Genomic DNA, 21,967 nt, shown 5'->3' on the forward strand with positions numbered 1-21,967 from the left:
CCTGCCCGAGTGTGCCCGCGCCAATCACGAACGCCGGGAGACACGAACCGATGGAGGTCCGAGCCCGTGTTCACCAGCCGGTGAGGAGCAGGTGGTTGACCGACAGCGCCGTGCCCGCCTGGACGGCGAGCCAGGCCCTGTGGTGGCTCACCGGAAGGAGGGCGGTGGCGGGAACGAGCCACAACACGAACGGCAGCCAGATGCGCTCGGTCTCGCCCTTGCTCATCCCCGACAGGGTGGCGGCAGCCACCGCGCAGAGAGCGGCGGTCACCAGCAGGGCCGTCACCGCGTCCTCCCTCGAGGGCGCCCGGCGCAGTCCACGCACCGCGTCCGGCACCCGCGCCAGGGCACGGCGCGCCCCCACCACGGCAGCCAGCCCGGCCGTCAGGCACACGGTGGCCAGGTTCGCCCAGACCCAGTAGCCGTAGGGCCGGACCGCAGCCACCCCCTGGTAGTAGCGCTCCACGAGCAGCTGGTACCCCTCCCACCACCAGAAACCCGACGCCGTGAAGGCGGCGGCCACCGCCAGGGCGCCCGCCAGCGCGTAGGGGAGGGGGCGCGCGGTCCGTGCGCACAGGAGCACGGTCACCGCGAGGACGCCGATGAGCACGAGCCCGTACGACAGGTACACCGACCACCCCAGGAGCACGCCCGACACCAGCGCGGTGGAGCGCGGCGCGCGGGCCCGAGGCGAGGACGCCACAGCGAGGAGGGCGAGCCCCCACGCGGTGACCGCCGCGAAGTAGCCGTCGGCGGAGACCCCCACCCAGACGGCGGCGGGCACCAGAACCAGGAACGGAGCCGCCCGGCGGGCCGCCGCCTCGGCTCCGAGCGCGCGCATGGCCACCAGGACCGCCGCCCCGGCGGAGGCGCCGACCACGACGCACCAGATCCCCGCCCACGCCCCGCCGCCCAGACCGATCCGGTCCAGCGCGACGAACGTCAGGACCGCGCCCGGCGGGTGCCCCGCCACGTGCGTGGGCCAGTTGTCCGGCTGCCCCACCAGGATGTGCTGGGTGAACGTGCTCAGAGCGGCTCCCACGTCGTGGAAGCGGTCCACCGACGCCAGGTACTCGTACGGCGACAGGAGACGGTCGGCTATGCCGCGCCGCCAGCCGTCGACGAGCGCCAGAGCCGTGGTCCACAGCACGGACACGCCCCAGACCGACCACACCAGGGGCCGCCAGGGCAGGGCACGCGCCACCGAGGGGCCGTGGAGGACCACCACGAGGGCCAGGGCCAGGGCGGGCACCGTGCCGGGCCCCACATGGGGGAGCCACGTCGCGTACAGCGGTGGCCAGGCCACGTACAGGACGCCGTGGGCGCTCTCGATCCAGGTGCCGACCACCGAGGCGGTCGCGAAGAGGAGCACGGCCAGGGCGGCCACCAGCGCGTCGGCGCGGAACTCGGAACGGCGCGCGTCGACCCCGTCCCGGACCTTCCTGTGGAGTTCGGGCTGCGTCACGTCGTCACCGTAGGTCAGGCCTGCTTCCTGAACCGGTTGCTCCGGGGCGTGTCGCCGAGGCCGGAGGAAACCCCTGTTCGGAGCGGCTCCGAGCGGACACACCGGGGGGTCGGCGGTCCGCGCCGGCAGGTCGGGCGCGGCCTAGCATGACCGCGAGTTGGCCCGTCGGACCGGGAGGCGACCGATCGCGTGAACGAGGACGACCAGGGCGGGAAGACGCCTTCGGAGGCGCCGGGCGACACCGGGGGCGGAGGGGCCGACGATCCGACGCCTCGCACACGACGAGGGCGGCTGCCGGACGCGCTGCGGGACGGCCCTCCCTTCGGACCCACCCGGCCGGGCTTCTGGCGCGGCCCCGCGCGCGGTCCGTGGCTGACGTCGCTGCTGGGGTCGGTCCTGCTGGTCGGGGTCCCGATCCTGTTCGTCACCGGCCTGCTCTCCTACGCGGCCTACAACCCCGACCTGGTGTCCAACGACAAGACCCCCGACAAGGGTCTGCTCGGTTTCTACCTGTTCCCCTGGCCCACGGACCCACCGTGGCTCTACCGCCTCACCCAGGGCGTGCACGTCACGCTGGGCGTCACGCTGGTCCCCGTCCTCCTGGCCAAGCTCTGGTCGGTCGTTCCGCTCCTCTTCCGCTGGCCTCCGGCGGTCTCCCCGGCCCAGGCCCTGGAACGCCTGACGGTCCTGTTCCTGGTGGGCGGCGCGCTGTTCGTCTTCGCGACCGGCATCCTCAACATGCAGCTGGAGTACGTCTTCCCCGGCTCCTTCTACCCCCTGCACTTCTACGGCGCCTGGGTGTTCGTCGCGGCCCTGTTCTCCCATGTCGTCCTGAAGCTGCCGACCATGGTGAGGGAACTGCGCGCACGCGGACTCCGCGAGGCGCTGAGCGCCCCCCGTGACCGGGGGAGGGGCCGGAACCCGGAGCAGGGCGAACTGGTCGCACCGGACCCCGACCCCGGGGCGGCGTCGCGCCGCACCGTGGTGGGCGCGGTGGGCCTGGGCTCGCTCGCGCTCCTGCTGACCACGATCGGGCAGAGCCTCGGCGGCGCGCTTCGGCCGACCGCGCTCCTGGCACCGCACGGACGGCTGCCGGGGGAGGGGGCCGACGCCTTCCCGGTGAACACGACCGCCGCCTACGCGGGAGTCACCGAGGCCCACACGGGACCCGACTGGAGGCTGACCGTACGCGGGGCGGGCGGCGAGGCCGTCCTCACCAGGCAGGACCTGCTCGCCCTGCCCCAGCACCGGTCCGCGCTGCCCATCGCCTGCGTGGAGGGGTGGTCCACCCGCGATCTCGACTGGGAGGGTGTGCGCCTGGCCGACCTCGCCGGTCTGGTCGGGGCGCAGGGGCCGCCCGGAGTATTCGTGGAGTCCGCGCAGGAGTCCGGGTCCTTCGCCAGCGCCGCGCTCCGCGACAACCAGGTCGCCGACCCCCGATCACTCCTGGCCCTGCGGGTGAACGGCGCGGACCTGACACCCGACCACGGCTACCCGGCCAGGGTGATCGTGCCCGCCAGCCCGGGCGTGCACAACACCAAGTGGGTCACCCGGCTGAGCTTCGGTGCGGTGTGAGGGCCTCCCCGCGCCGCTGGTACGGCGCCTCACCGTGGCACCTGGTCCTGATGGCCGTGACGCTGGCGGTCATCGCCTACGCGGGCGTGCGCCTGCTCCACGGCGGCGATCCGTGGGGCATCGCGCTCTGGTTCGTGGGCGCGGCCCTGCTGCACGACCTCGTTCTCGTGCCCGCCTACACGCTGGTGGGCCGCGCCCTGCGGGCCGTCGTCGGAAAAGGCCGTCGCGGGCGTGCGGGAGGCGCCCGTCCCGCACCCGGCCGGGTGCGCGCGGTCCTCCTCGACCACGTGCGCGTCCCCGCGATCGCCTCCGCGCTCCTGCTGCTGGTCTACCTCCCGCTGATCCTCGGCCCCTCCGACACCTACGTCACCAAGACCGGCCTGACCGGGGAACCGTTCGCCGTCCGCTGGCTCCTGGTGAGCGCGGCCCTGTTCGCGGTCTCCGCGCTGGTGGGGGCCGTCCGGGCCGGGCGGGTGGCTCGCCGGGCCCGCACGACCTGATCACCGCGCCTTCCAGGACCCTCCCCGGATGCTCCACCGGAGCCGAGCCGGTCAGAGGGGCGCACGCAGCGCCGCGAACCAGCGCCCCCGCACCTGCCAGGAGTCCGACCACCTCCACCCCGTGGCCTCCGCGTAGGCCCGTAGGGCGGGGAGCCCGAGCCGTGCCCACGCGAAGGGGGCGCCCGGCTTCCCCCAACCGTCCGTGACCTGCACCGTCACGCACTCGTCGACGTCCCGGTCGGCGGCCTCGACGATGAGCAGACCCTGGGGCAGCACCAGCTCCCGCATCCGCGCGAGCAGCCGATCCGGGGTCCCGCCGATGCCGATGTTCCCGTCGACCAGCAGTGCGGTGTTCCAGCGGCCCTCCTCCGGCAGGGGGTCGAACACCGACGCGCGCACCGCCTGCCCACCGGCCTCGACCACCCGGGCCACCGCCACCGGGTTCATGTCCACGCCCAGCGCCCGGTGCCCCCGGGCGGTGAGTGTGAGGACCATGCGGCCGGGGCCGCAGCCCGCGTCGAGGGTGTCACCCTCCGAACGGTCCAGGACGCTCTCGTCGGCGCTGTCGGTGGCTCCGCACCAGCGCTCCACGTCCAGGGGCAGTATCCAGCCGTCTGACCGACGCAGGTACAGGGGGCCGTGGCCGTTGACGAGCGCCCGGGAGTACGGGTCGCACAGCCACGGGGCCGCGCGGGTGTCGACCCCCATCTCCGGCGCGCTCATCGCCGGGCCCCCGTCCTACAGTCCCCGACCGCCTCGCCGAACCGGCTGTCGGGCACGAGCGCGGCCACGGCGGCGGCGTCCCGCGGGGTGTCCACGTCCCTGAGCGGCTCCAGGTCGCCCACGCGCAGACCCGCGTCCACGAGCCGCGCCCGCTGGAGCCGTCCGGTGTGGGGGGTCGACATCGGTACGCCGCGCACCAGGTCGGGGTCGGGCGCTGCCATCCCGAGCGCCCAGAAGCCACCGTCCTCGCTCGGGCCGAACCACGCGTCGGCGCGTTCCCAGGCACCCGGGGACAGGGCGGGCGCCAGGTGGCGTTCGGTGAGCTGGGGCGTGTCCATACCGATCAGGAGTGAGGGACCCGAACACGCGGCGAACGCGGCCGCGAGCCGCTCGTCCAGCCCGCCGCCCGCTTGCGGCACCACCTCGAAGCCCGATTCGGGCAGCCAGGGTCCCGGCCGCCCCTCCAGCACCAGCAGCCGCCGGTGCGCCGGAAGACGCAGCACCGTCTCCAAGGTGTCCGCCAGGGCCGCCTCGGCGACGGCGGCCGCCTCCTCGGGAGAGTACTCCGGGGTCAGTCTCGTCTTGACCAGGCCGGGGACGGGTTCCTTGGCGATCACCAGCAGTGTCGTGATACCGGCGCGCCGGTCCGCCCGACCGGGCCGACTCATCGTCTTCCTTCCTCCGCGCGTGTGCGTTCCCCGGTCGGCGGCTCGCGCAGCACCGAGGTCATGTCGCGCACGGCGGTCCAGGTCCCGCGCCACGTTCCGGTCACCTTCGACGCCCCGGACCGGGGCAGGTAGGGGACGTCCACCTCGGTGATGCGCCAGCCCGCGTCCGCGGCGCGCACGACCGTCTCCAACGGGTAGCCCGAGCGCCGGTCGGTCATGCCCAGCCCCAGCAGGCCCGACCTCCGGGCGGCCCGCATCGGACCGATGTCGCGGACCCGGACGCCGGTCCGGGAGCGCAGCATCCGGGCGACGGCGGCGTTGCCGATCCGCGCGTGGGGAGGCCAGGCACCCCTCCGTGTGGGGCGCCGCCTGCCCATGACGAGGTCCGCGTCGCCCCGCCGGATCCGGTCCACCAGCCCCGGGAGCAGGCTCGGGTCCAGGGAGGCGTCGCAGTCACAGAAGCAGACGTACTCGGCGGTGGCGGCCGACAGGCCCGCGTGGCACGCCGCGCCGAACCCCCTCCGCGACTCCGGGACGACGACGGCTCCGAGCTTCTCGGCGATGGCGGCCGACCCGTCGGTCGAACCGTTGTCCACGACGATCGCCCGCCAACCCGCTGGGACGCGCTCCATGACCCAGGGGAGAGCGGAGGCCTCGTTCAGACAGGGGAGCACCAGGTCGACCGGCGGTGGTCCGGCACCCGTCGAGTCCGGGTGTGCCCGCGCCTGCTCGTTCCGGTCGTTACCGTGCGGTTCGTTGATCACCCTGATCACGTTACGAAGTCATAAAGGCACAGTCAGTGAATGGCCCCGCGACACGCTGGCGTGTCGGACGGTCAGCCCGCCGGAACGCCGGTGCCGACCGACCCGCGCAGCTCGGAACGGGCGAACTCGGCCATGCCCTCGGCGAAACCCACCCGGGGGCGCCAGGACAGCTCCTTCATCAGCCGGTCCGAGGAGGCCGTGATGTGCCGGACGTCCCCGAGCCGGTACTCGCCGGTGACCACGGGTGCGGGGCCACCGTGCGCGTCCGCCAGCGCCTCGGCCATCTCCCCGATGGTGTGGGGCGTTCCGCTGCCGGTGTTGAAGGCGGACAGCACGCCCGGGGCCCGGTCCGGCAGTGCCTCCAGGGCCGCCACGTTGGCGCGGGCCACGTCCCGCACGTGCACGAAGTCGCGTCGTTGGCGTCCGTCCTCGAACACCCGGGGCGCCTCGCCCCGGGCCAGCGCCGACCGGAAGAAGGACGCCACGCCCGCGTAGGGAGTGTCGCGCGGCATCCCCGGGCCGTACACGTTGTGGTAGCGCAGGGACAGCGCGCGCCCGCCCACCGCGCGCGCCCACGAGGCGCACAGGTGCTCCTGCGCCAGCTTCGTGGTGGCGTACACGTTGCGGGGGTCGCTCGGCGCGTCCTCCCGCACCAGACCGGGAACGAGCGCCGTACCGCAGCGCGGGCACGGCGGGTCGAACAGTCCGGCCCGGAGGTCGGACTCCGCCCTCGGGCCGGGGCGGACGTCGCCGTGCTCGGGGCACGTGTACCGGCCCTCCCCGTAGACGACCATGGAACCGGCCATCACCACGCGGCGGACGCCGGTGCGGGCCATGGCCGCCAACAGGACCGCGGTGCCCAGGTCGTTGCAGTCCACGTAGTCGGGCGCGTCCAGGAAGTCCGCCGAGCCCAGCCCGACCATCGCCGCCTGGTGGCAGACCGCGTCCACCCCCCGCAGGGCCCGTTCGACGGCCTCGCCGTCCCGGACGTCGGCCACGACCTCGACGGTCCCGTCGGGGCCGCGCCCTCCGTGTGCCAGGGGCAGGTAGGCATCGAGGGTCACCGCCTCGTGCCCGGCCAGGCGGAGTTCCTCCGCCACCCGCGACCCGATGAACCCGGCACCACCCGTGACTAGTACGCGCATGGGGTCAACCTACGCCGCGTGCGCGCGCCGCGACCGAATGTGTTCCGGTGAGTCGTGCCGCCGCCGGTCGGCCCGGAGCGCGCGGCCCCGCCCCAGGTCAGCCCGCCGTCGGCGAACACCACCTGTCCGTCGATGTCCTCACCTCGCCGCGAGCACGGTGGAGGTGACCAGGGTGTTGATGACGACGGCCGCGTTCGTCCGGAGCACCGCGGCCCCGGCCGCGCCCGCACCCCAGTCGCCCTCCTCCAACTCCCTGGTCCGCCTGATCACGGCGGAGCTCCAGGGGATCCTGCTGTCGAGGTGGGGGAGCGTCCCACTCGCCGCCACCAGGGCGGTCACCGCGGCGATGCGCGCCGTCGGCTCGGTTCGGTCGACGAGTACCGAGCGCACCTGTTCGAAGAGCTCCTCGTGCCGACCGGTGCCACCGAGCCTGAGGACGCTCCGGGGAAGGAACCCCAGCATCTTCCGGTCCTCGCGTTCGATGTCCCCGTACCGCACGAGCCGGTCCAGCAGCGGAGCCCGCAGCCCCGGGCCGATCGCGGCGAGCACGGTGTGCGCGTTGCGCGGCTTCTGCTCGACGTAGTCCCACGCGGACCTGAGCACGTCGTCCGTCGGCGCCACGGACCCCGCGTGGACCACGGGCCCGCGCAGGCGCTCCTCGCGCACCTCGACGTGGCCGCGCAGGGCGAGGTCGGTGAGGACCGCGCCACCCAGCACGTGGAACAGGACGTTCTCGCCCGCGATCGTCCCCGAAGCGGGCTGGAAGAGCATGAGCAGGACGTCCTCCGCCAGCGAACGCGTTCCCTGGTCGCCGGTGCTGTGTACTCCGGGAGTCTCCGACACGGTCCGTGCCTCTCTGGTCGTGGTGTCCATCGTCCCCCGCCGCGTGTGCGCTCGCGGTCAGGCGTGCTCGGCGCGTCCTCCCAGATGCTGGGCGAGGAAGCGGTCGACGGCGCCGAACAGGGCGGTCTGGTTCTCCGGGTTCACCACCCCGTGCCCCTCGTCGTCGAAGACGAGGTACTCGACCTCGACACCACGGGCGCGCAGCGACTCGACGAGGTTGTCCGACTCGGCCCGGACGACGCGGGGGTCGTTGGCGCCATGGGCCACGAACAGCGGGGCACGGATGTCGTCGATCCGGCTGATCGGCGAGCGGGCGAGCATGTCGGCCTCCTGCTCGGGGACCTCCGGATCGCCGACGTACCGGTGGAAGTTGTTCACCAGCCCGGGACGGACGAACAAGGGCTGGGTCCGCAGGAAGTTCGCCAGGTCCGAGATGCCGACGATGTCGACGGCCGCCGCGAACCGGTCCGGGGTGAAGGCCGCCCCCACCAGGGCCGCGTAGCCGCCGTAGGAACCCCCGAGGACGGCCACCCGGTCCGGATCGGCGTAGCCCCGCTCCACAGCCCAGTCCACGCCGTCGATCAGGTCGTCGTGCATCTTGCCCGCGAACTCACCGATCGCGGCCTGGGTGTGCGCCTTGCCGTAGCCGGTCGACCCGCGGAAGTTGACCTGGAGTACCGCGTATCCCCGGTTGGCGAACAGTTGGACGGTGGGGTTGAACCCCCAGGCGTCCCGCATCCAGGGGCCGCCGTGGACCATCAGCACCATCGGCAGGGCGGTCGGCTCCACACCGACGGGAAGGGTCAGGTAGGAGGGCAGTTCCAGCCCGTCGCGCGCGGTGATCGTGACGGGCCGCATCGGGGCCAGCGCGTCCGGGTCCAGGTGCGGGAAGGGCCGGAAGAGGAGCCGGGACTCACCGGTGGCGTGGTCGTGGAACCAGGTCGCCCCGGGGTCGCGGTCGTGGGTGAAGGAGACGACCCACCGCTGACCGCTCGAGTCGGGTGACACGTGCGCGAGGTCCCCGTCGGACAGCTTCTCCAGAGCCGTCAGGACCTCCGCGAAGTGCGGGTCCACTGCGTGGACGACCTGGCGTTCACCGAGGTAGCGCACCCCGAGCAGGGCGCCCCGGCGGTCACGGATGAGCGGCTCCGGAAAACCGGGGTTGACCAGCGCGCGGGTGTCGAGGTCGAGGGTCGGGTGGCTGTCGACCTCGGTCTCCTCGCCGGTGACCAGGTCGACGTGGACCAGACGGGTGCGGTCGGTGCCCCGGTTGGACCCGACCCACAGGCCCTTCCCCTCCGGTGTCGTCTGGAGCGGGAAGGGACCCAACGGGTAGTCGGCGCCGTCCATGACCATCAACGGCCGTTCCTCGCCGGACTCGTCCAGGCGGGCGAGGGCCAGGTCGCCCTCGGCGGTGAGTTCGGTGGAGTACCAACCGCCGTCACCGGTCTGGAACATCGCTTTGCCCGGTCCGGGGCTCTCGACCACCATCGTGAGCTCACCGGAGGCGACGTCGAGTTCGTAGGTGTCGAACTCCGCGAGGGACCGGGCGTTGAGCAGCAGCGTCATCCGGCCCGGTCGCGCGATGGAGGGTTCGAAGCCCACGACTCTGGCGCCGGGGAAGGGGGTGAGGTCGACCGCGGCGGACCCGGGGGAGTCCAGGTCGACCCGGTACAGGTGCCAGTTCTCGTCCCCGTCGTCGTCCTGGAGGTAGAGGAGCAGGCCCGGGACCTCGGCCCACTCGTAGCTCAGCACGCTGCGGGTCTCGTCGGCGGTCACGGGGCGGGGCTCGGAGCCGGGTTCGAGGTCCTGGACCCAGACGTTGAGCCGGTTCCGCCACGGCGCGAGGAAGGCGATCCGTGTGCCGTCGGGTGAGATCCTCGCGCCGGTGCGCTGTGGTGAGCCGTACAGGTCGTCGATCGTGTGGAGGTCCGGCAGTGCCATGTCGTTCCCGTCCTGGTCTGGAAGGCGGTCTGGGCGGCGCCGCGAGAAGCGGTCGTCGTCCGTCCTGCTCTTCGATCCAAGCCGCCGGAGCCCTCGCCGGACAGTGGCGCCGCGTCAACACCCGCGCATGACATCCGTGTGCGCGAGGGCATGACGTGGTGTCACCCCCGGGCACTCCGCCCCAGGTGGACAGGGTGAGACGCCATGCGTCCGCGTGCGACCGCGCCCAAGAGCTCATCTCAAAAGCTCTCAGCGTGCTTGGCCAGGTGGGGAGGCCTCGCGCTCCCAGCGCACGTTCAGCCTGTGGCAGGAGCTCAACCAGGCGATCGAGCACTCGACCTTGTACCGGTGTCGGGCCAGGCGTTGGGAGGACTCGATGCCGGGACGGTCACCGTGGAGCCTGGCCGGACGCCGCCGCCGGGGACCTCGCCGCGTTCACACCGCAGGGATACCCCGAACCAGGGGCTTGATCGCGTCGCCGTCGTTGACGTTGGCCGCGGAGATCGCGCGGACCAACGGGAGGCCCTGGTTGTCGCACAGCAGGTGGAGCTTGGAGCCGACTTTGCCCCCACCGGTGGGGTTTGGGCCGGTGCTCTCCCCCTCTCTTGATGCGGATCGACTGGGAGTCGACGGTGGTGCTGAGTGGCCCCTTTGTCTGCTCCCGCACTAACAGATCAAGCAGCGCCACGGTAGAGGATGATGGTTGCTTTCTATTCGATATTGGGCCTCTGGTCTTTTGAGTAGGAATATCAGTGTCCAACGTGGCCAGATGTGGCCCCAGGATTTCAGGCCGATCGGACGGCCGGCTCGGCCGCTTATATCGACGCCATGACGCTTACCTGCGAGAACGGTTCCAATTTCCCTTGGTCAAGGTTGTGATCGGACTGGCTGACCGGATGTGGACAATCACATCTGTGCCTGCGGGGTTGTGCTTCCTGGGGGATAGGCCTTTGAATGGCCACGGCGGGAAATCTTCCGAAGGGTCGATTGACGCCATGCCCTTTAGATACACGAAAGGAAACGGTGAATATGAACGCCGATTTGATGAGTGAGAAGTACAACGTCGACATGTTCGACCTCGACCTTGAGGTCAGCGTCGAGGCCACGAGTGTGAGCCCTGCGGTGACCAGTGTCAGCGTCTGCACACCGGGCTGTGAGAACGGCACCTTCAACAGCTTCTGCTGCTGACCTAGGGCCTGAAGGGGGTCTGAGCCATCGCCGGTGGCTCAGGCCCCCATGCGCCTGGGCCCCTCGTTCACCCAAGGACACCAGGACCGAATGCGGTCACGAGCGACGAGACGGAGCACATGCCGGAGCCACTGTTCAAAGGCTGGGACCTATTCCTCGTTCGGGCGCCGCTGGCCGCCCGATCCGCACCCATAAGTCGGTCAGTGGGTGGGGACCCGCGCAGTCGCAGGGCCGGCTTGGACCTGCTGCGCGCCGCCGTACGCGACCCGCACCTGGTCGAAGCGGTCACCTTGGCCTCACCCAGCCTCGCTTTTGTCCTGGATCTGGTGGCCCAAGAGCGGGAAGGGGAACTGAGCGACAAGAGGCTGCGCAAGGCCGTGGTCTCAGTGCAGCGCTATGACGTTCGAATGCGCACTCGCTCTACTCCCTTCGGTCTTTTCGCGGGGGTTTGCGCGGGCCGGTTTGATTCTGCGGCCAAGTTCGCCTTCGGTGACGCGCACCGAACCCGGACTCGTCCCGACATGGAATGGTTGCAGGAGATTGTGCGCCGCCTGGAGAGCGATCCGGGCGTCCTGCGCGGGCTGCACATCCAGGCACACCAAGCGCTCTTGGAACGCGGCGAGCGAATCGTCCTGTCGGCGCCCTCGTCGAAGGGATTGCTAAACGGCGCAAGCGCATTCGCCGAGGCGTCGATTCAGGCCACGGTTCCGATCCGAAGCGTGCTCAAATCCGTGGCTGATCCCGCTTCCTTCGCCACCGTCTCGGCTTCGCTGGCCGAGGAGTTCCAAGTCGCCCCAGAGAAGGGTGAGCGCATGCTCAAAGCCCTGGTGGCGCAGGAGTTCCTGATCACCTCGCTGCGACCGCCGTTGGACGGGACCGATCCCTTAAACCACGTGTTGTCGGAACTGCCCCGGACTGGCATTCGCGCCGAGAGTGCGCACATCCGCGATGAGCTGGTCGCGATCGACCGCTCCAGGCACGAATACGACGCTCTGCCCATCGGGAAGGGGCTCGATGCGCTGCGCGCGCTGAATTCCCGGGTTGAGGCCATCCAATCGGTGCGTACACCGGTGCATGTCGATACCCGGCTGGACGCGACGATTCGGCTGCCCGAGCAGGTCCGGAGCGAGGTCGAGCGCATGGCAGAACTGCTTTGGCGGCTGTCGACGCCGCGCCTGGGCATGCGCGCGCTGCGCGATTATCACCGGCGGTTCACTGAGCACTACGGTGTGGATCGACTAGTGCCGGTGTTGGAGTTACTCGACGAGAACCGCGGTCTCGGGGCGCCTCCCGGCTACGACTGGCCCGCTGCCGAGGCACCCGAGGCACCTGTGGAGGAGGCGTCCTCCGCCGAGCGCAACCGGGTGTTGGCTCGCTTGGTGGCCGAGGCGCTGCGCTCGGGCGTGCGTGAGGTCGAGCTGGACGAAGCGACCTTCGAGCGGCTGGTCTATGACCGGGCCGAAGAGGCCGATCTGCCCAACTCGTGCGAACTCTTCGTGCACGTTACCTCACGTTCAGTGGACGCCATGCAGCGGGGCGAGTTCCGCGTCGCTCCCGCCGGCATCCCCGGTTCTCATCAGGCGGGCGCCACGTTGGCTCGCTTCGCGGACCTGATTGGCGACAATGAGGCCGAGATCGACGCGCTCGGCCAACAGGTGCCGGTCCAAGTGCGCGGGGCCTTCGCTGCCGACCTGGCCTTCGTGCCGCGTTCGGGGAGGGCCGCCAACGTCGTGCACGTCGTGCCTCGCACCGGACGGCGAATCTCGTCCGGCCTCCCGGCCGGAAAGGGAGTCGAAGAGGTGCGCCTGGCCGACATCGCAGTCGGGGCGACGTTGGAGCGGCTGTGTCTGGTGCACCTGCCGTCTGGGCGCGAGGTGGTCCCCGTGCTGCCCAGTATGGTCAGCCCACAGGCTCAGGCGCCCAACGTGATGCGGTTCCTCCACGAGGTCGGGTGCGAGGGCATGCGCCTGTGGGAGCCTTGGGACTGGGGGCCGATGGCCGGAGCACCCTTCCTCCCTGGCGTCCGCTACGGCCGTGTCCAGCTGATCCCACCGACGTGGCGGCTCGATCCCTTGGTCGGCGCCACCAGTGCGACCAATTCCGAGTGGGATCGCGCGGTCGCCACTTGGCGGGAGGACTGGCGGGTGCCCCAGCGCGTCCTGGCAGTCGCCGCCGACCAGCGGCTCTTGCTCGATCTCGACGACCCGTGGGACCGGAACCTGCTTCGCGACGAACTCCGTCGCAACCCTGAGACCCTCGTCCGGGAAGTCCCCGGCGATGCCGACGAGGGCGCAGGCATGGGAACCGGCAGCCCGTTCATGGAGCTTGTGGTCCCCATGGTGCGTCGGCAGCCGCCCTCGCGTCCTCAGTTCCAGGGGCGCCTGGTGCCGGGACGTACACGCCACGGTCTGGGTGGTCCCTGGCTCTTCCTGCGGCTGCGGGTCGCTCGGCGCACCCAGGACGAGTTGCTTCGCGACCACATGCCCGCGCTTGCGGACGTCGCCCAGCGGACCGGCGCTGACCGGTGGTTCTTCATGCGTTATACCGAGGATGGCCGCCATCTGCTGCGCGTCCGTTTCCACGGGTCTCCCGAGCGCATCTGGGCCGAGACCGCGCCGGAGGTGGGGCGCCTGGTCAGTGAGTGGCAGACCCTCGGCTTGGCCGGGGAACACCAGATCGGTCAGTACGATCCGGAGTTCGAGCGGTATGGCGGCCTAGACACCCAGGAGGCCGCAGAGCGCGTCTTCCAGGAAGACAGTGTGGCTGTGCTGCGTGTGCTCCGGCTGCTCCAAGGCGCCAGAAAGGGTTTCTCGCTGGACGCAGAGGAAGTCGCCGCCGTCTCCCTCGCGTGCCTGGCCCAGGCCTTTGGGCCGCCCGGGCCGCCTAGACCGGGACCCGGGTGGGATCGGGTCTCGGGGCTGGCCGACGACCCCGCAGCGGCCTGGCTCTCGGTCACCGGAACGCACCGGGAGGTCCCGGGGCGATACCGCTCCGAGCGGGAGCGGTGGCGTCGGCTGATTGACCCGGCTGGCGGTTGGAGAGAGCTGCGCGCTCTGCCCGGGGGCGAGGCACTTCTAGGTGCCTTCGCCGACAGGGACAGCGCCGTGGCCTCGTACGGCGCGCTACTGCGCGACCAGGCGACCCCAGTGACCCCCGTCCCGAGGGTGGTCGGAAGTGTGATGCACATGGCCTGCAACCGGCTGTTCGGAGGCGGCTCCGAGCGCGAGCGCGATCTCCTGGGCATTGTCCGCGCCGCGGTTAACGATCACCGGAATCGTAGGAGACACACATCATGAACGCTTATGGCGCTGTCGAGGACCAGCGTGCGCGCACCGGAGAGCGCGCGGTGCGCGCCATCGAGCAGGTGGCTGAGCGCTTGGCCGATCCTGAGCGCACGGCACGGATCGCCGGACGCGAGGACAACCGAGAACCGCTTTTCGGCGCGTCAGTGTGGGCACCGGCCACCCTTTCCCATGGTCACCCGGGTGTGGCTCTGCTGTACGCCGAGCTCTCGGTACACGACGAGCGGTGGGCCCGGGCGGCGCATGAGCATGTGCGCGCAGCCACCGAGCTGCTGCCGTCCTCACCGAGCTCGGGACTGTTCGGAGGACCGGCCTCGGTGCTGGCGGCTGTCCAAGCGTGCACCCAACGCGCGCCCGGCCGCTACCGAACGCTGCGCCGCAAGCTCGTGGCGTGGCTTTGCGACCACCAGCAGACCCGCGTTCAACAGGCCACCGCGCGTCGGGATGCGGGGGAGCCCGGCGTGGCCGCGGAAGCGTACGACGTGATCAAGGGACTCTCAGGGACCGGCCGCATCCTCCTGGACTCGGCTGAGGCCCCCGACGAGCGCGAACCGGACGCCGCCAAGGCAGTGGAGGCTACCCTGCGGCACCTCGTGGCGCTCACCCGGCCAATCCGCAGCGTCGACCGAGAACTGCCCGGATGGTGGGTACCGAACGAGCTCCAAGCAGTTGAGCAGGACCGTCGTGCCTACCCCGACGGCGATTTCAACCTCGGCCTGGCCCATGGCATCGCTGGGCCGCTTGCGCTGTTCGCCGCGGCTGAGGAGCGTGGCCACCGAGTCAGCGGACAACGCGAAGCGGTGCATCGCATTGTTGACTGGCTGCTCTCCTGGCGGCTCCATGACGACAGCGGAGTCTACTGGCCCTGCAGGGTTCCCTTGAAGGAAGAGGTGTCCGGTGAGCGGACTCATGCAGGCATGACCCGGACCGCCTGGTGCTACGGGGCTCCCGGGATTGCGAGTGCCCTGTATGCAGCTGGCCGGGCCTTCGGGGTCGCTTCCTGGCGTCACGAGGCGGTGGAGTCCCTGCGCGTGGCGCTGCGACGGGACCCCTCGCAGTGGAGGCTGGATGGGCCCACCATCTGCCATGGCCTGGCCGGGTTTGGTCAGGTGCTGTGGAGGATCGGAAGGGAGTCGGGAGACAACGAGCTCCAAAGGGGCGCCGACTCTCTGGTTGGACGAGTACTGGAGCACGCGGATGAGCAGAACCCCTTCCTGTTCGCGCACCTGGTTCCCGACTCGGCTCGGGGCTGGCGGGAGTCCGCACCCGCACACCGCCGCCTGGACATCGCTGGGGTGTTGGAAGGGGCTGCCGGGGTGGCGTGCTCGCTGCTTCCAGCCGCTGGCGCCCTGGGTGGCGATGGAGACCCTGTTTGGGACCGTTGCCTGGCGCTGAGCTGAGTCCGATCCGCGACGAGAAAGGCAGAACACATGACGAGCGGAACCCAAGCCGAGACGGATACGCTCCCGCTCCGACTCCTGGTCGGCGTGAGCGGCTCGATCGCGGCGCTTACGTTGCCCGCCTACCTGTACGCCTTTCGCGCGGTGGGGGTCGAGCGGATCGCCGCGGTCCTGACTCGCACCGCGGAGGGGCTGGTGTCTGAGCAAAGTATGCGCGCCGTATGCGACGGGGTCTACACCGAGGCGGACCACGGGCGCGGACACGTCGCTCTGGGGCGATGGGCGGACCAAGTGGTGGTGCTGCCCTGCACCGCGCATGTACTCGGCTGCGCCGCTCAAGGACTCGCTCCGAGCCTGCTCACCTCAGTACTTCTGGCGGCTGAGAGACCCGTGACGTACGTTCCCGCCATGAACCCGGTGATGTGGGGCAAGTCGGCCGTGCAGCGCAACGTCGCCCGTCTTCGTGAGGACGGGAATGAGGTCGTCGAACCGCGACCCTGCACCGCTTATGAGGTCGCCTCCAAAGCGTTGGTTCCGAGCCTGGCACCGCCGCCGCCCGAGGAACTGCTCCGACACCTGGCGTCGGCTGTGGACGGGAGGGGGACGGAGTGAGTGCGATCGCTGATACCCGGTCGGCTCGTTCGGTCGAGGCGCCGCGTCTGGACGTCGATGCCGCACTGGCCTGGCTTGAGGCCAACATGGCGTGGTTCGAACCGGAACGCTGGGAGCGCCACCTGCCCCGGCGGACCTTTCCGGGGACTCCCGTGCTGGAGTTGCTCGTGCTGCTGCGTGTGCTCAGAAGAGGGAACCGTGGGGGCGACGCTGATCGCTTGGCGGGTCCTGCGCTGGAGATAGGGCGGTCGATCACCGATCGGCCGCGGTGGTTGGAAGAGCTGCGCGGCGGCGGCGCGCTCTTCCCCCACGTCCTGTGGCTGGTGGCCTTGATCGAGGAGCTGGACAGTGCCCGTGGCCTCGTGCCGTCCGCTCGCTTTGCTGCGGAGCTGGCGATCGCCACCGGTGCCGGGAACGTGAATGGACGCTACCGGCCCCCGGCGAGCGCCCTGGAATTGGGATACGTCCTGGAGCTCGCAGGGATGGACGCGGACCAGCCCTCAATCCCCTCACTGCTCGCCGCCTGCGAGCCCCACCTGGATGCTGACCACTGCCATATGAGCGACGGTGACATCTACGGCGTCACCCACATCATGTTCTACGCCACCGATTTCGGTGCAAGGCCCGCGGGCGGTCCGGACCGCACCCGCACTGTGCTGCGGCTGCTCGGCTCCTGTCTGGCCCGGTCCGACAACGACCTCACCGCCGAACTGCTTGCGTGCGCGGATTACCTAGGCGCCGGGAATCACCCTCTGGCCCTCCACGGGCACGCCCGTCTGTCAGCCGCACAGCGTCCCGACGGCTCAGTGGCCAGCCTGCTGTACAACGCACGCGTTGCAGAACGCGCGACCGGGGAGCCGGGACGTGCCTATGCCTTCGGCACCTGCTACCACCCGACCATCACCGCGGCGATGGCGGCGATGGCAGCGAGAGAAGGAACTACATGTCGAGAGTGACCTCGGTCGAGATAGAGGCGACGCTGCGAGCAGTGGGCCCGTGTCAGGACCCGAGCGACGATGAGGTGCAGGACCTCCCAGAGAGGGTAGGGGAGCCGCACCCTTTCGACGTCATCGCTCCTGAGAGGGGACACGCTCGAACGGCCGTAACAGCCCTGACTGCCCGCAGCGCAGGCGCATCCGGTGATGTGGACCTGTGGGCGCTGACCCTGGAGTCGGCCGTCGCGGTTGCGACCCGGGCCAGGGACCTGGATATGGCCGCAGCGTTGGGCCGTGCCGCGGCGCTGCTAGGACCCGCCGGGTCCAAGGCCGCCGACAGCGCTGCGGCGTTCATCGTTTCCCGCCGCACGGCAGAGGGCGGGTTCCTCCGCCTGGAGCCGGAAGGCGGCTGTGAGACGGTCAACGAATCCACTGCGGCCGCGTGCGCTCGAACGTTGCGGACGATCTTGGAATGTCGGGGCACTTCGGCACAGGGAGAGGTGGAGCGCACATGAGCAGCGAGATACCGTCCCCAAAAGAGGTAGCCCGGCAGGGAGGCCCGAAAGCGCCGCTGCGGGTGCTGTGGCAGTACGCGCTACAGCACCGCAACATGCTTCTGGCGGGAGGCCTGCTGTCTCTGGTGGGCGGGATAGCAGGGCTGGCCCAGCCACTGGTGGCCAGAGAGGTCATTGACCGGGTCGCTGAATCGGCGCCGCTGGCCGGCCCACTGGCGTTACTGGGCACGCTCGTGATCGCGGGCGCGCTGATCCAGGCGGTTGGGGTGTACCTGCTTGAGCGCACCGCCCAACACGTCGTGCTCGGTGCGCGGCGTCGCCTGTTCGGAGGCATGCTGCGGCTGCAAGTGGGCGAAGTCGACCGGCTCAGGCCGGGCGACCTCGTTGCCAGAGCCACCGCCGACACCACCCTGTTGCGCTCGGTAGCCACCAGCAGCTTCTCCCAAGCCGCAACAGGGATCCTGCTGGTCACCGGGGCGCTGGTGGTGATGCTGTGGATGGACGTGTTCATGGTCGTGGTCACCATGGGGTCGCTGCTACTCCTTGTGGCGGTGATGGTTGTGCTGCTCCCGCGAATCAGTCGAGCCACCATCGTTGCTCAGGAATCGGTGGGCGACATGGGGGCCCGCCTGGAACGGGTCTTCGGGGCCTTCCGCACCATCAAGGCCAACGGAGCCGAGGAGACCGAGCGCGCGGAGTTGGACTCCTCGGCGGTCGCGGCTTGGCGCAAGGGCGTGGATGTGGCTGGCTGGATGGCTGCATCGATGACCGCGTCCGGTACCGCCGTCCAGGTGTGCTTCCTTGTACTGCTGGGGGTCGGCGGTATGCGGGTAGCGGCCGGAGAGCTCGAAGTGTCCACCTTGATTGCTCTTCTTCTCTTGATGTTCTACCTTTCCGGCCCCATCAACCAGATCGTGGATGCGGTCACCTCGATGCAGGCTGGCCTGGCTGCCGTCTACCGGCTGGAGGAGGCCGAGCGACTCGACAAGGAAGAGAACACCGATGCCAGGCCCTCCCCCGGTGACGGCAGCGGCAGCGTGGAGTTTGAAGGAGTGGAGTTCGGTTACGCCGACCATCTGCCAGCGGTGCACCGGGGGGTTGACTTCGCCACTCCGGGAGCCGGGCTGACCGCCTTGGTGGGCCCCTCCGGCGCAGGGAAGACCACGGTGTTCTCGCTGATCGAGCGTTTCTACGCGGCCGACCGTGGAACGGTGCGATTCGAGGGGACCGACGTCGCCGACTGGCCGCTACGAGAACTCCGGGCCGTTATCGGCTACGTCGAGCAAGACTCGCCTGTACTAGCCGGGACGCTGCGGGAGAATCTGCGGCTGGGGGCGCCGAAGGCCTCCGAGGCCGAACTGATGGAGGTGGTGTCGCGGGCCAGACTGACTGAACTGCTCGCGCGGATGCCAGAAGGGTTGGACAGCCGGATAGGCTACCGCGGTACCACGCTCTCCGGCGGCGAACAGCAACGGATCGCCATCGCCCGGGCACTGCTGCGCAAGCCGCGGCTATTGCTGCTGGACGAGGCCACTTCCCAACTGGACGCGGCGAATGAGGCCGCGCTGAAGGAGACCGTGCAGGACGCGGCGCGGGAAACCGGAGTCATCGTGGTCGCTCACCGGCTCTCCACGGTGACCAGCGCGGATCGGATCGTGGTGATGGACGCCGGGCGGGTGCGTGCGGTGGGAACCCACGAGGAGTTGGTCGCGGGCGACTCGTTGTACCGGGACCTGGCAGTGACGCAGCTGTTGTCCCCGCGCTGAGCCCCTGGGCTCGTTCATCAACCTGTGCGTTCGATGGTTCTGCCCACCTCGTGGCGCGGTGCCCGGCGCCCCATCCAACACACGCGTGGGCGCGGCCTTCGCCGTGGTTCGTTGCTTCGACCGTGAAGCAGCGAACCGCGGCGAAGGCCGCTTCGTCGCCCGGTGATCCTGCTCAGCGGATGCCGCTGGAGGTCCGCTCCACCAAAGAGAAGAAGCCCGCCTCCAAGTCGCCGTCGGGCGCCAGTCCGGACAGGGAACCCTCATAGCATGTGCGGCCGTGCACGATGACGCCCACTCGGTCGCAGGTGCGGGCGATCTGGTCGAGTTGATGGCTGGAGACGAACACGGTCGCCCCTGACTCGGCGATCCGGCGCAGCAGAGTGCGCATCTCGCGCATGCCAATAGGGTCCAGGCCGTTCGTCGGCTCGTCGAGCACCAACAGGCGGGGTGTGCCGATCATGGCGATGGCGATGCCGAGCCGCCAGCGCATGCCCAGCGAATAGGCCGACACACGACGGTCGGCGACCTGGTCCATGCCCACCAGCGGCAGCAGCCGCGATGTGGCGTCGTCGGGATCGACCCCACGCAGCTTGGCGTGCGCCCGCACATGCTGGCGCGCGTTCATCCGCGACCACAGCCCCGGGCCGTCGATGAGCGCGCCGATGCCGCGCAGGGAGTCGCGGGTGAAGGGACGGCCCGCCACCTCCACCGTCCCCGAGTCAGGGCGCAGCAGGCCAGCCACCGCCTTCATCACAGTGGTCTTGCCCGCCCCGTTGGGTCCCAGCAACCCGTAGACCTCGCCATCAGCGACGTCGAGGTTCACCCCCTGAAGCGCAGCGTTGGAGCCGAAGTGTTTGGTGAGCGCGCTGATGCGCAGTGCGGACGGCATTCAAAGCTCCTTGCGGTTGACGTGACGGGCCCCTGCTGCGAGCAGGACGATGGACAGTGCCAAGGACAGGGCAGCGATGACGGGCAGGAGCGCCAGCGAGAACAGTGGGTCTCCGGGCTCCAGCGGCACCCCGCTGGCCTCGATTCCGGCGAGCGGAACCACGGCGCGCAGGGGCCAGACCATGGGGACGAACCACCACGCGGAGGTATCTGCGATGACCCCGCTCAGCAGCATTCCGAGCACGCCGATCACCGCGGTGAGCCCTGTGCCCCAGCGCTCGGCCACTACCAGGCACAGGGCCAGCGTCGCGGCAGCGCCGACCCAGGGCACCAACACCCCCATCGGGACCGGCAAGGCCGCCTGTGGACCGACGAGCACGGCGCCGACCACCGTCAGCAACAAGGCCAGCAGCAGCGCGCTGCCCAGCCACAGCAGCAGCAGCGCCAGGAACCTACCCAACAGCACTCGGTGGCGGGGAAATGCGTAGGCGTATACCACCCGGCGGGACGCCAGGTCGGCGCGCACCGACATGGCCGAGTACAACGCCGCGGCCATCGGGAGGAACATCCCCCAGAACAGCAGGGTGACGCTGAACCAGATCCCCCACACATCGCCGCTACGCCCCTCGGGAGAAAGGGTGGCGACCACTCCGAGGGGCAGGACCAGCACGAACGGCAGTACCAGGGACAACCAGAAGCAGAAGCCCCGCCGGAGTTTGTCCAGCTCCACCGCGACGACGGTGGCGATCGAGGGGTCGTCCCGGATCGCTGGGGGCGAGGTGCGGTCGGATCCGGTGGTGGTCATCAGTCTTCCTCGTTTCGTCGTAGGGTCCGGGGAGTCTTAGCCGGGAATACGGGCGGCGCCGTCCCTGGCAGCTGAGGTCGGTACCCGGGCTCCGCCATCGCTCAGACCTCCTGCCGGTCGACGTACCAGGCACCCGCGGCCAGCAGCACGCCGCTGAGCGTGAGGGCGGCGATCGCGATCACGGGCAATACGGAGAGCGAGAGCATCGGGTCGCCGTCGGCGTAATAGCCGGTGAGGCCCCCGGTTTCGGCGATGGGAATGACCGCACGTGTCGGCCACGCCGGAGGGAAGACCCACCAGTAGGGCTTGTCGCCGGTGAGCGCTCCGAAGAGCATCCCGGCCACGCCGACACACGTCGCGCCCGCGAGCCCCCAGGCCTCGGCGGCGATCACACACAGCACCAGAGTGGGCAGGGCGGCGAGGACTGGCAGGAGAGCACCAGCGACAGCCGGTCCTGCGTCGGTGGGGGTGCCGTTGGCAAGGGCGGCCAGGGCGACGAGGGCCGCGAGCAGCAGTGCCGAACTCACCCACAGGGCTGTGAGCGCCAAGATGTCGGCGAACAGGAGCCGACGACGAGGAAAGGCGTAGGAGTACATGACGCGTTTGACACCCTCGTCGGCCTGGTGGGAGCCGACCGCGTAGAGCCCGGCGAGCATGGGTGCCAGGATGGCCCAGAGGTACAGGGTGAGGCCGAACCAGCGGTCCCACACTGCCTCTTGGTCGTGCTCCGCACCGACGAACACCGCGATCACGAGTAGTGCCGCTATCACCAGGGGCGGAGCCAGACTCATCCACAGGGGGAGGCCGTTGCGGAGCCGGACCAGGGCCAGGGAGGTCAGGAGGGTGAGGGACGGATCGTCCCGCGCGGACGCGGTGGGCTGCCCGGCGGGCTCTGACGTGGACATCGCCATCTCACTTTCCGTGTTTCG

At 70.3% G+C, this 21,967-nt stretch carries 19 protein-coding genes and 1 pseudogene; 9 read left to right on the plus strand and 11 right to left on the minus strand.

The genetic code is table 11. The annotated features are described in order from the left end of the window. Positions 1-70: 70 nt before the first annotated feature. Positions 71-1,465, minus strand: a complete 1,395-nt coding sequence (locus BDW27_RS18510) for a hypothetical protein (RefSeq protein WP_110050585.1) — start codon at positions 1,463-1,465, stop codon at positions 71-73. Positions 1,466-1,654: 189 nt separating this feature from the next. Between BDW27_RS18510 and BDW27_RS18515 the strand changes: the two genes are divergently transcribed. Next, positions 1,655-3,040 carry a molybdopterin-dependent oxidoreductase gene (locus tag BDW27_RS18515; RefSeq protein ID WP_199560703.1) on the plus strand — a complete coding sequence of 462 codons (1,386 nt, stop codon included), beginning with the start codon at positions 1,655-1,657 and terminating at the stop codon, positions 3,038-3,040. Beyond that, positions 3,037-3,540 carry a hypothetical protein gene (locus BDW27_RS18520; protein WP_017544382.1) on the plus strand — a complete coding sequence of 168 codons (504 nt, stop codon included), beginning with the start codon at positions 3,037-3,039 and terminating at the stop codon, positions 3,538-3,540. The genes BDW27_RS18515 and BDW27_RS18520 overlap by 4 nt, the downstream gene beginning before the upstream one ends. Positions 3,541-3,591: 51 nt before the next feature. Here the strand turns inward: BDW27_RS18520 and BDW27_RS18525 are convergent, their stop codons facing one another. The 7 genes and pseudogenes from BDW27_RS18525 to BDW27_RS27840 all read right to left on the minus strand — a co-directional run. Next, positions 3,592-4,263 carry a bifunctional 2-polyprenyl-6-hydroxyphenol methylase/3-demethylubiquinol 3-O-methyltransferase UbiG gene (locus BDW27_RS18525; RefSeq protein ID WP_017544383.1) on the minus strand — a complete coding sequence of 224 codons (672 nt, stop codon included), beginning with the start codon at positions 4,261-4,263 and terminating at the stop codon, positions 3,592-3,594. Beyond that, the gene (locus BDW27_RS18530; protein WP_110050587.1) at positions 4,260-4,931 is read right to left on the minus strand and encodes a DUF2064 domain-containing protein; all 672 of its coding nucleotides are present in this window, start codon (positions 4,929-4,931) and stop codon (positions 4,260-4,262) included. Before BDW27_RS18530 ends, BDW27_RS18525 begins: the two co-directional genes overlap by 4 nt. After that, positions 4,928-5,695, minus strand: a complete 768-nt coding sequence (locus BDW27_RS18535; RefSeq protein ID WP_040693630.1) for a glycosyltransferase family 2 protein — start codon at positions 5,693-5,695, stop codon at positions 4,928-4,930. The genes BDW27_RS18530 and BDW27_RS18535 overlap by 4 nt, the downstream gene beginning before the upstream one ends. A gap of 71 nt (positions 5,696-5,766) precedes the next feature. Beyond that, the gene (locus BDW27_RS18540; protein WP_110050589.1) at positions 5,767-6,840 is read right to left on the minus strand and encodes an NAD(P)-dependent oxidoreductase; all 1,074 of its coding nucleotides are present in this window, start codon (positions 6,838-6,840) and stop codon (positions 5,767-5,769) included. A 138-nt stretch (positions 6,841-6,978) separates the two neighbouring features. Then, a complete protein-coding gene (locus BDW27_RS18545) occupies positions 6,979-7,683 on the minus strand; it encodes a GPP34 family phosphoprotein (RefSeq protein WP_199560704.1) in 705 nt (234 codons plus the stop codon). A 57-nt stretch (positions 7,684-7,740) separates the two neighbouring features. After that, a complete protein-coding gene (locus tag BDW27_RS18550; RefSeq protein ID WP_110050593.1) occupies positions 7,741-9,627 on the minus strand; it encodes a S9 family peptidase in 1,887 nt (628 codons plus the stop codon). 273 nt (positions 9,628-9,900) lie between these two features. Continuing rightward, a pseudogene (locus BDW27_RS27840) lies at positions 9,901-10,239 on the minus strand (transposase); the annotation flags it as partial. A 417-nt stretch (positions 10,240-10,656) separates the two neighbouring features. Between BDW27_RS27840 and BDW27_RS18560 the strand changes: the two are divergent. The 7 genes from BDW27_RS18560 (at position 10,657) to BDW27_RS18590 (ending at position 19,345) form a co-directional block, all read left to right on the plus strand. Continuing rightward, positions 10,657-10,815: a gallidermin/nisin family lantibiotic gene (locus BDW27_RS18560; RefSeq protein WP_233515810.1), complete on the plus strand. Its 159-nt coding sequence runs from the start codon at positions 10,657-10,659 to the stop codon at positions 10,813-10,815. A gap of 236 nt (positions 10,816-11,051) precedes the next feature. After that, positions 11,052-14,111, plus strand: coding sequence for a lantibiotic dehydratase (locus BDW27_RS18565; RefSeq protein ID WP_199560706.1), 3,060 nt, complete (start codon positions 11,052-11,054; stop codon positions 14,109-14,111). Then, on the plus strand, positions 14,108-15,517 hold the full coding sequence (locus BDW27_RS18570) for a lanthionine synthetase C family protein (protein WP_110050599.1): 1,410 nt from the start codon (positions 14,108-14,110) through the stop codon (positions 15,515-15,517). The genes BDW27_RS18565 and BDW27_RS18570 overlap by 4 nt, the downstream gene beginning before the upstream one ends. Before the next feature lie 30 nt (positions 15,518-15,547). Next, positions 15,548-16,129 carry a flavoprotein gene (locus BDW27_RS18575; RefSeq protein WP_110050601.1) on the plus strand — a complete coding sequence of 194 codons (582 nt, stop codon included), beginning with the start codon at positions 15,548-15,550 and terminating at the stop codon, positions 16,127-16,129. After that, positions 16,126-17,085 carry a DUF6895 family protein gene (locus BDW27_RS18580; protein WP_110050603.1) on the plus strand — a complete coding sequence of 320 codons (960 nt, stop codon included), beginning with the start codon at positions 16,126-16,128 and terminating at the stop codon, positions 17,083-17,085. Before BDW27_RS18575 ends, BDW27_RS18580 begins: the two co-directional genes overlap by 4 nt. Then, positions 17,073-17,579: a hypothetical protein gene (locus BDW27_RS18585; RefSeq protein ID WP_146223277.1), complete on the plus strand. Its 507-nt coding sequence runs from the start codon at positions 17,073-17,075 to the stop codon at positions 17,577-17,579. Before BDW27_RS18580 ends, BDW27_RS18585 begins: the two co-directional genes overlap by 13 nt. Continuing rightward, entirely contained in the window at positions 17,576-19,345 is a 1,770-nt protein-coding gene (locus tag BDW27_RS18590; protein WP_233515811.1) for an ABC transporter ATP-binding protein, read from the plus strand. The genes BDW27_RS18585 and BDW27_RS18590 overlap by 4 nt, the downstream gene beginning before the upstream one ends. A gap of 172 nt (positions 19,346-19,517) precedes the next feature. On the opposite strand, the gene BDW27_RS18595 is transcribed toward BDW27_RS18590, so the two are convergent. The 3 genes from BDW27_RS18595 to BDW27_RS18605 all read right to left on the minus strand — a co-directional run bounded on the left by BDW27_RS18595 (position 19,518) and on the right by BDW27_RS18605 (position 21,943). Continuing rightward, positions 19,518-20,234, minus strand: a complete 717-nt coding sequence (locus BDW27_RS18595) for an ABC transporter ATP-binding protein (RefSeq protein ID WP_110050607.1) — start codon at positions 20,232-20,234, stop codon at positions 19,518-19,520. Beyond that, entirely contained in the window at positions 20,235-21,038 is an 804-nt protein-coding gene (locus BDW27_RS18600) for a hypothetical protein (protein WP_110050609.1), read from the minus strand. Positions 21,039-21,139: 101 nt separating this feature from the next. Next, positions 21,140-21,943 carry a hypothetical protein gene (locus BDW27_RS18605; protein WP_146223278.1) on the minus strand — a complete coding sequence of 268 codons (804 nt, stop codon included), beginning with the start codon at positions 21,941-21,943 and terminating at the stop codon, positions 21,140-21,142. Between the last annotated feature and the right edge of the window lie 24 nt (positions 21,944-21,967).

Origin of the sequence: Nocardiopsis sp. L17-MgMaSL7 (genome assembly GCF_003182025.1) — a bacterium.
Lineage (GTDB): Bacteria > Actinomycetota > Actinomycetes > Streptosporangiales > Streptosporangiaceae > Nocardiopsis > Nocardiopsis prasina.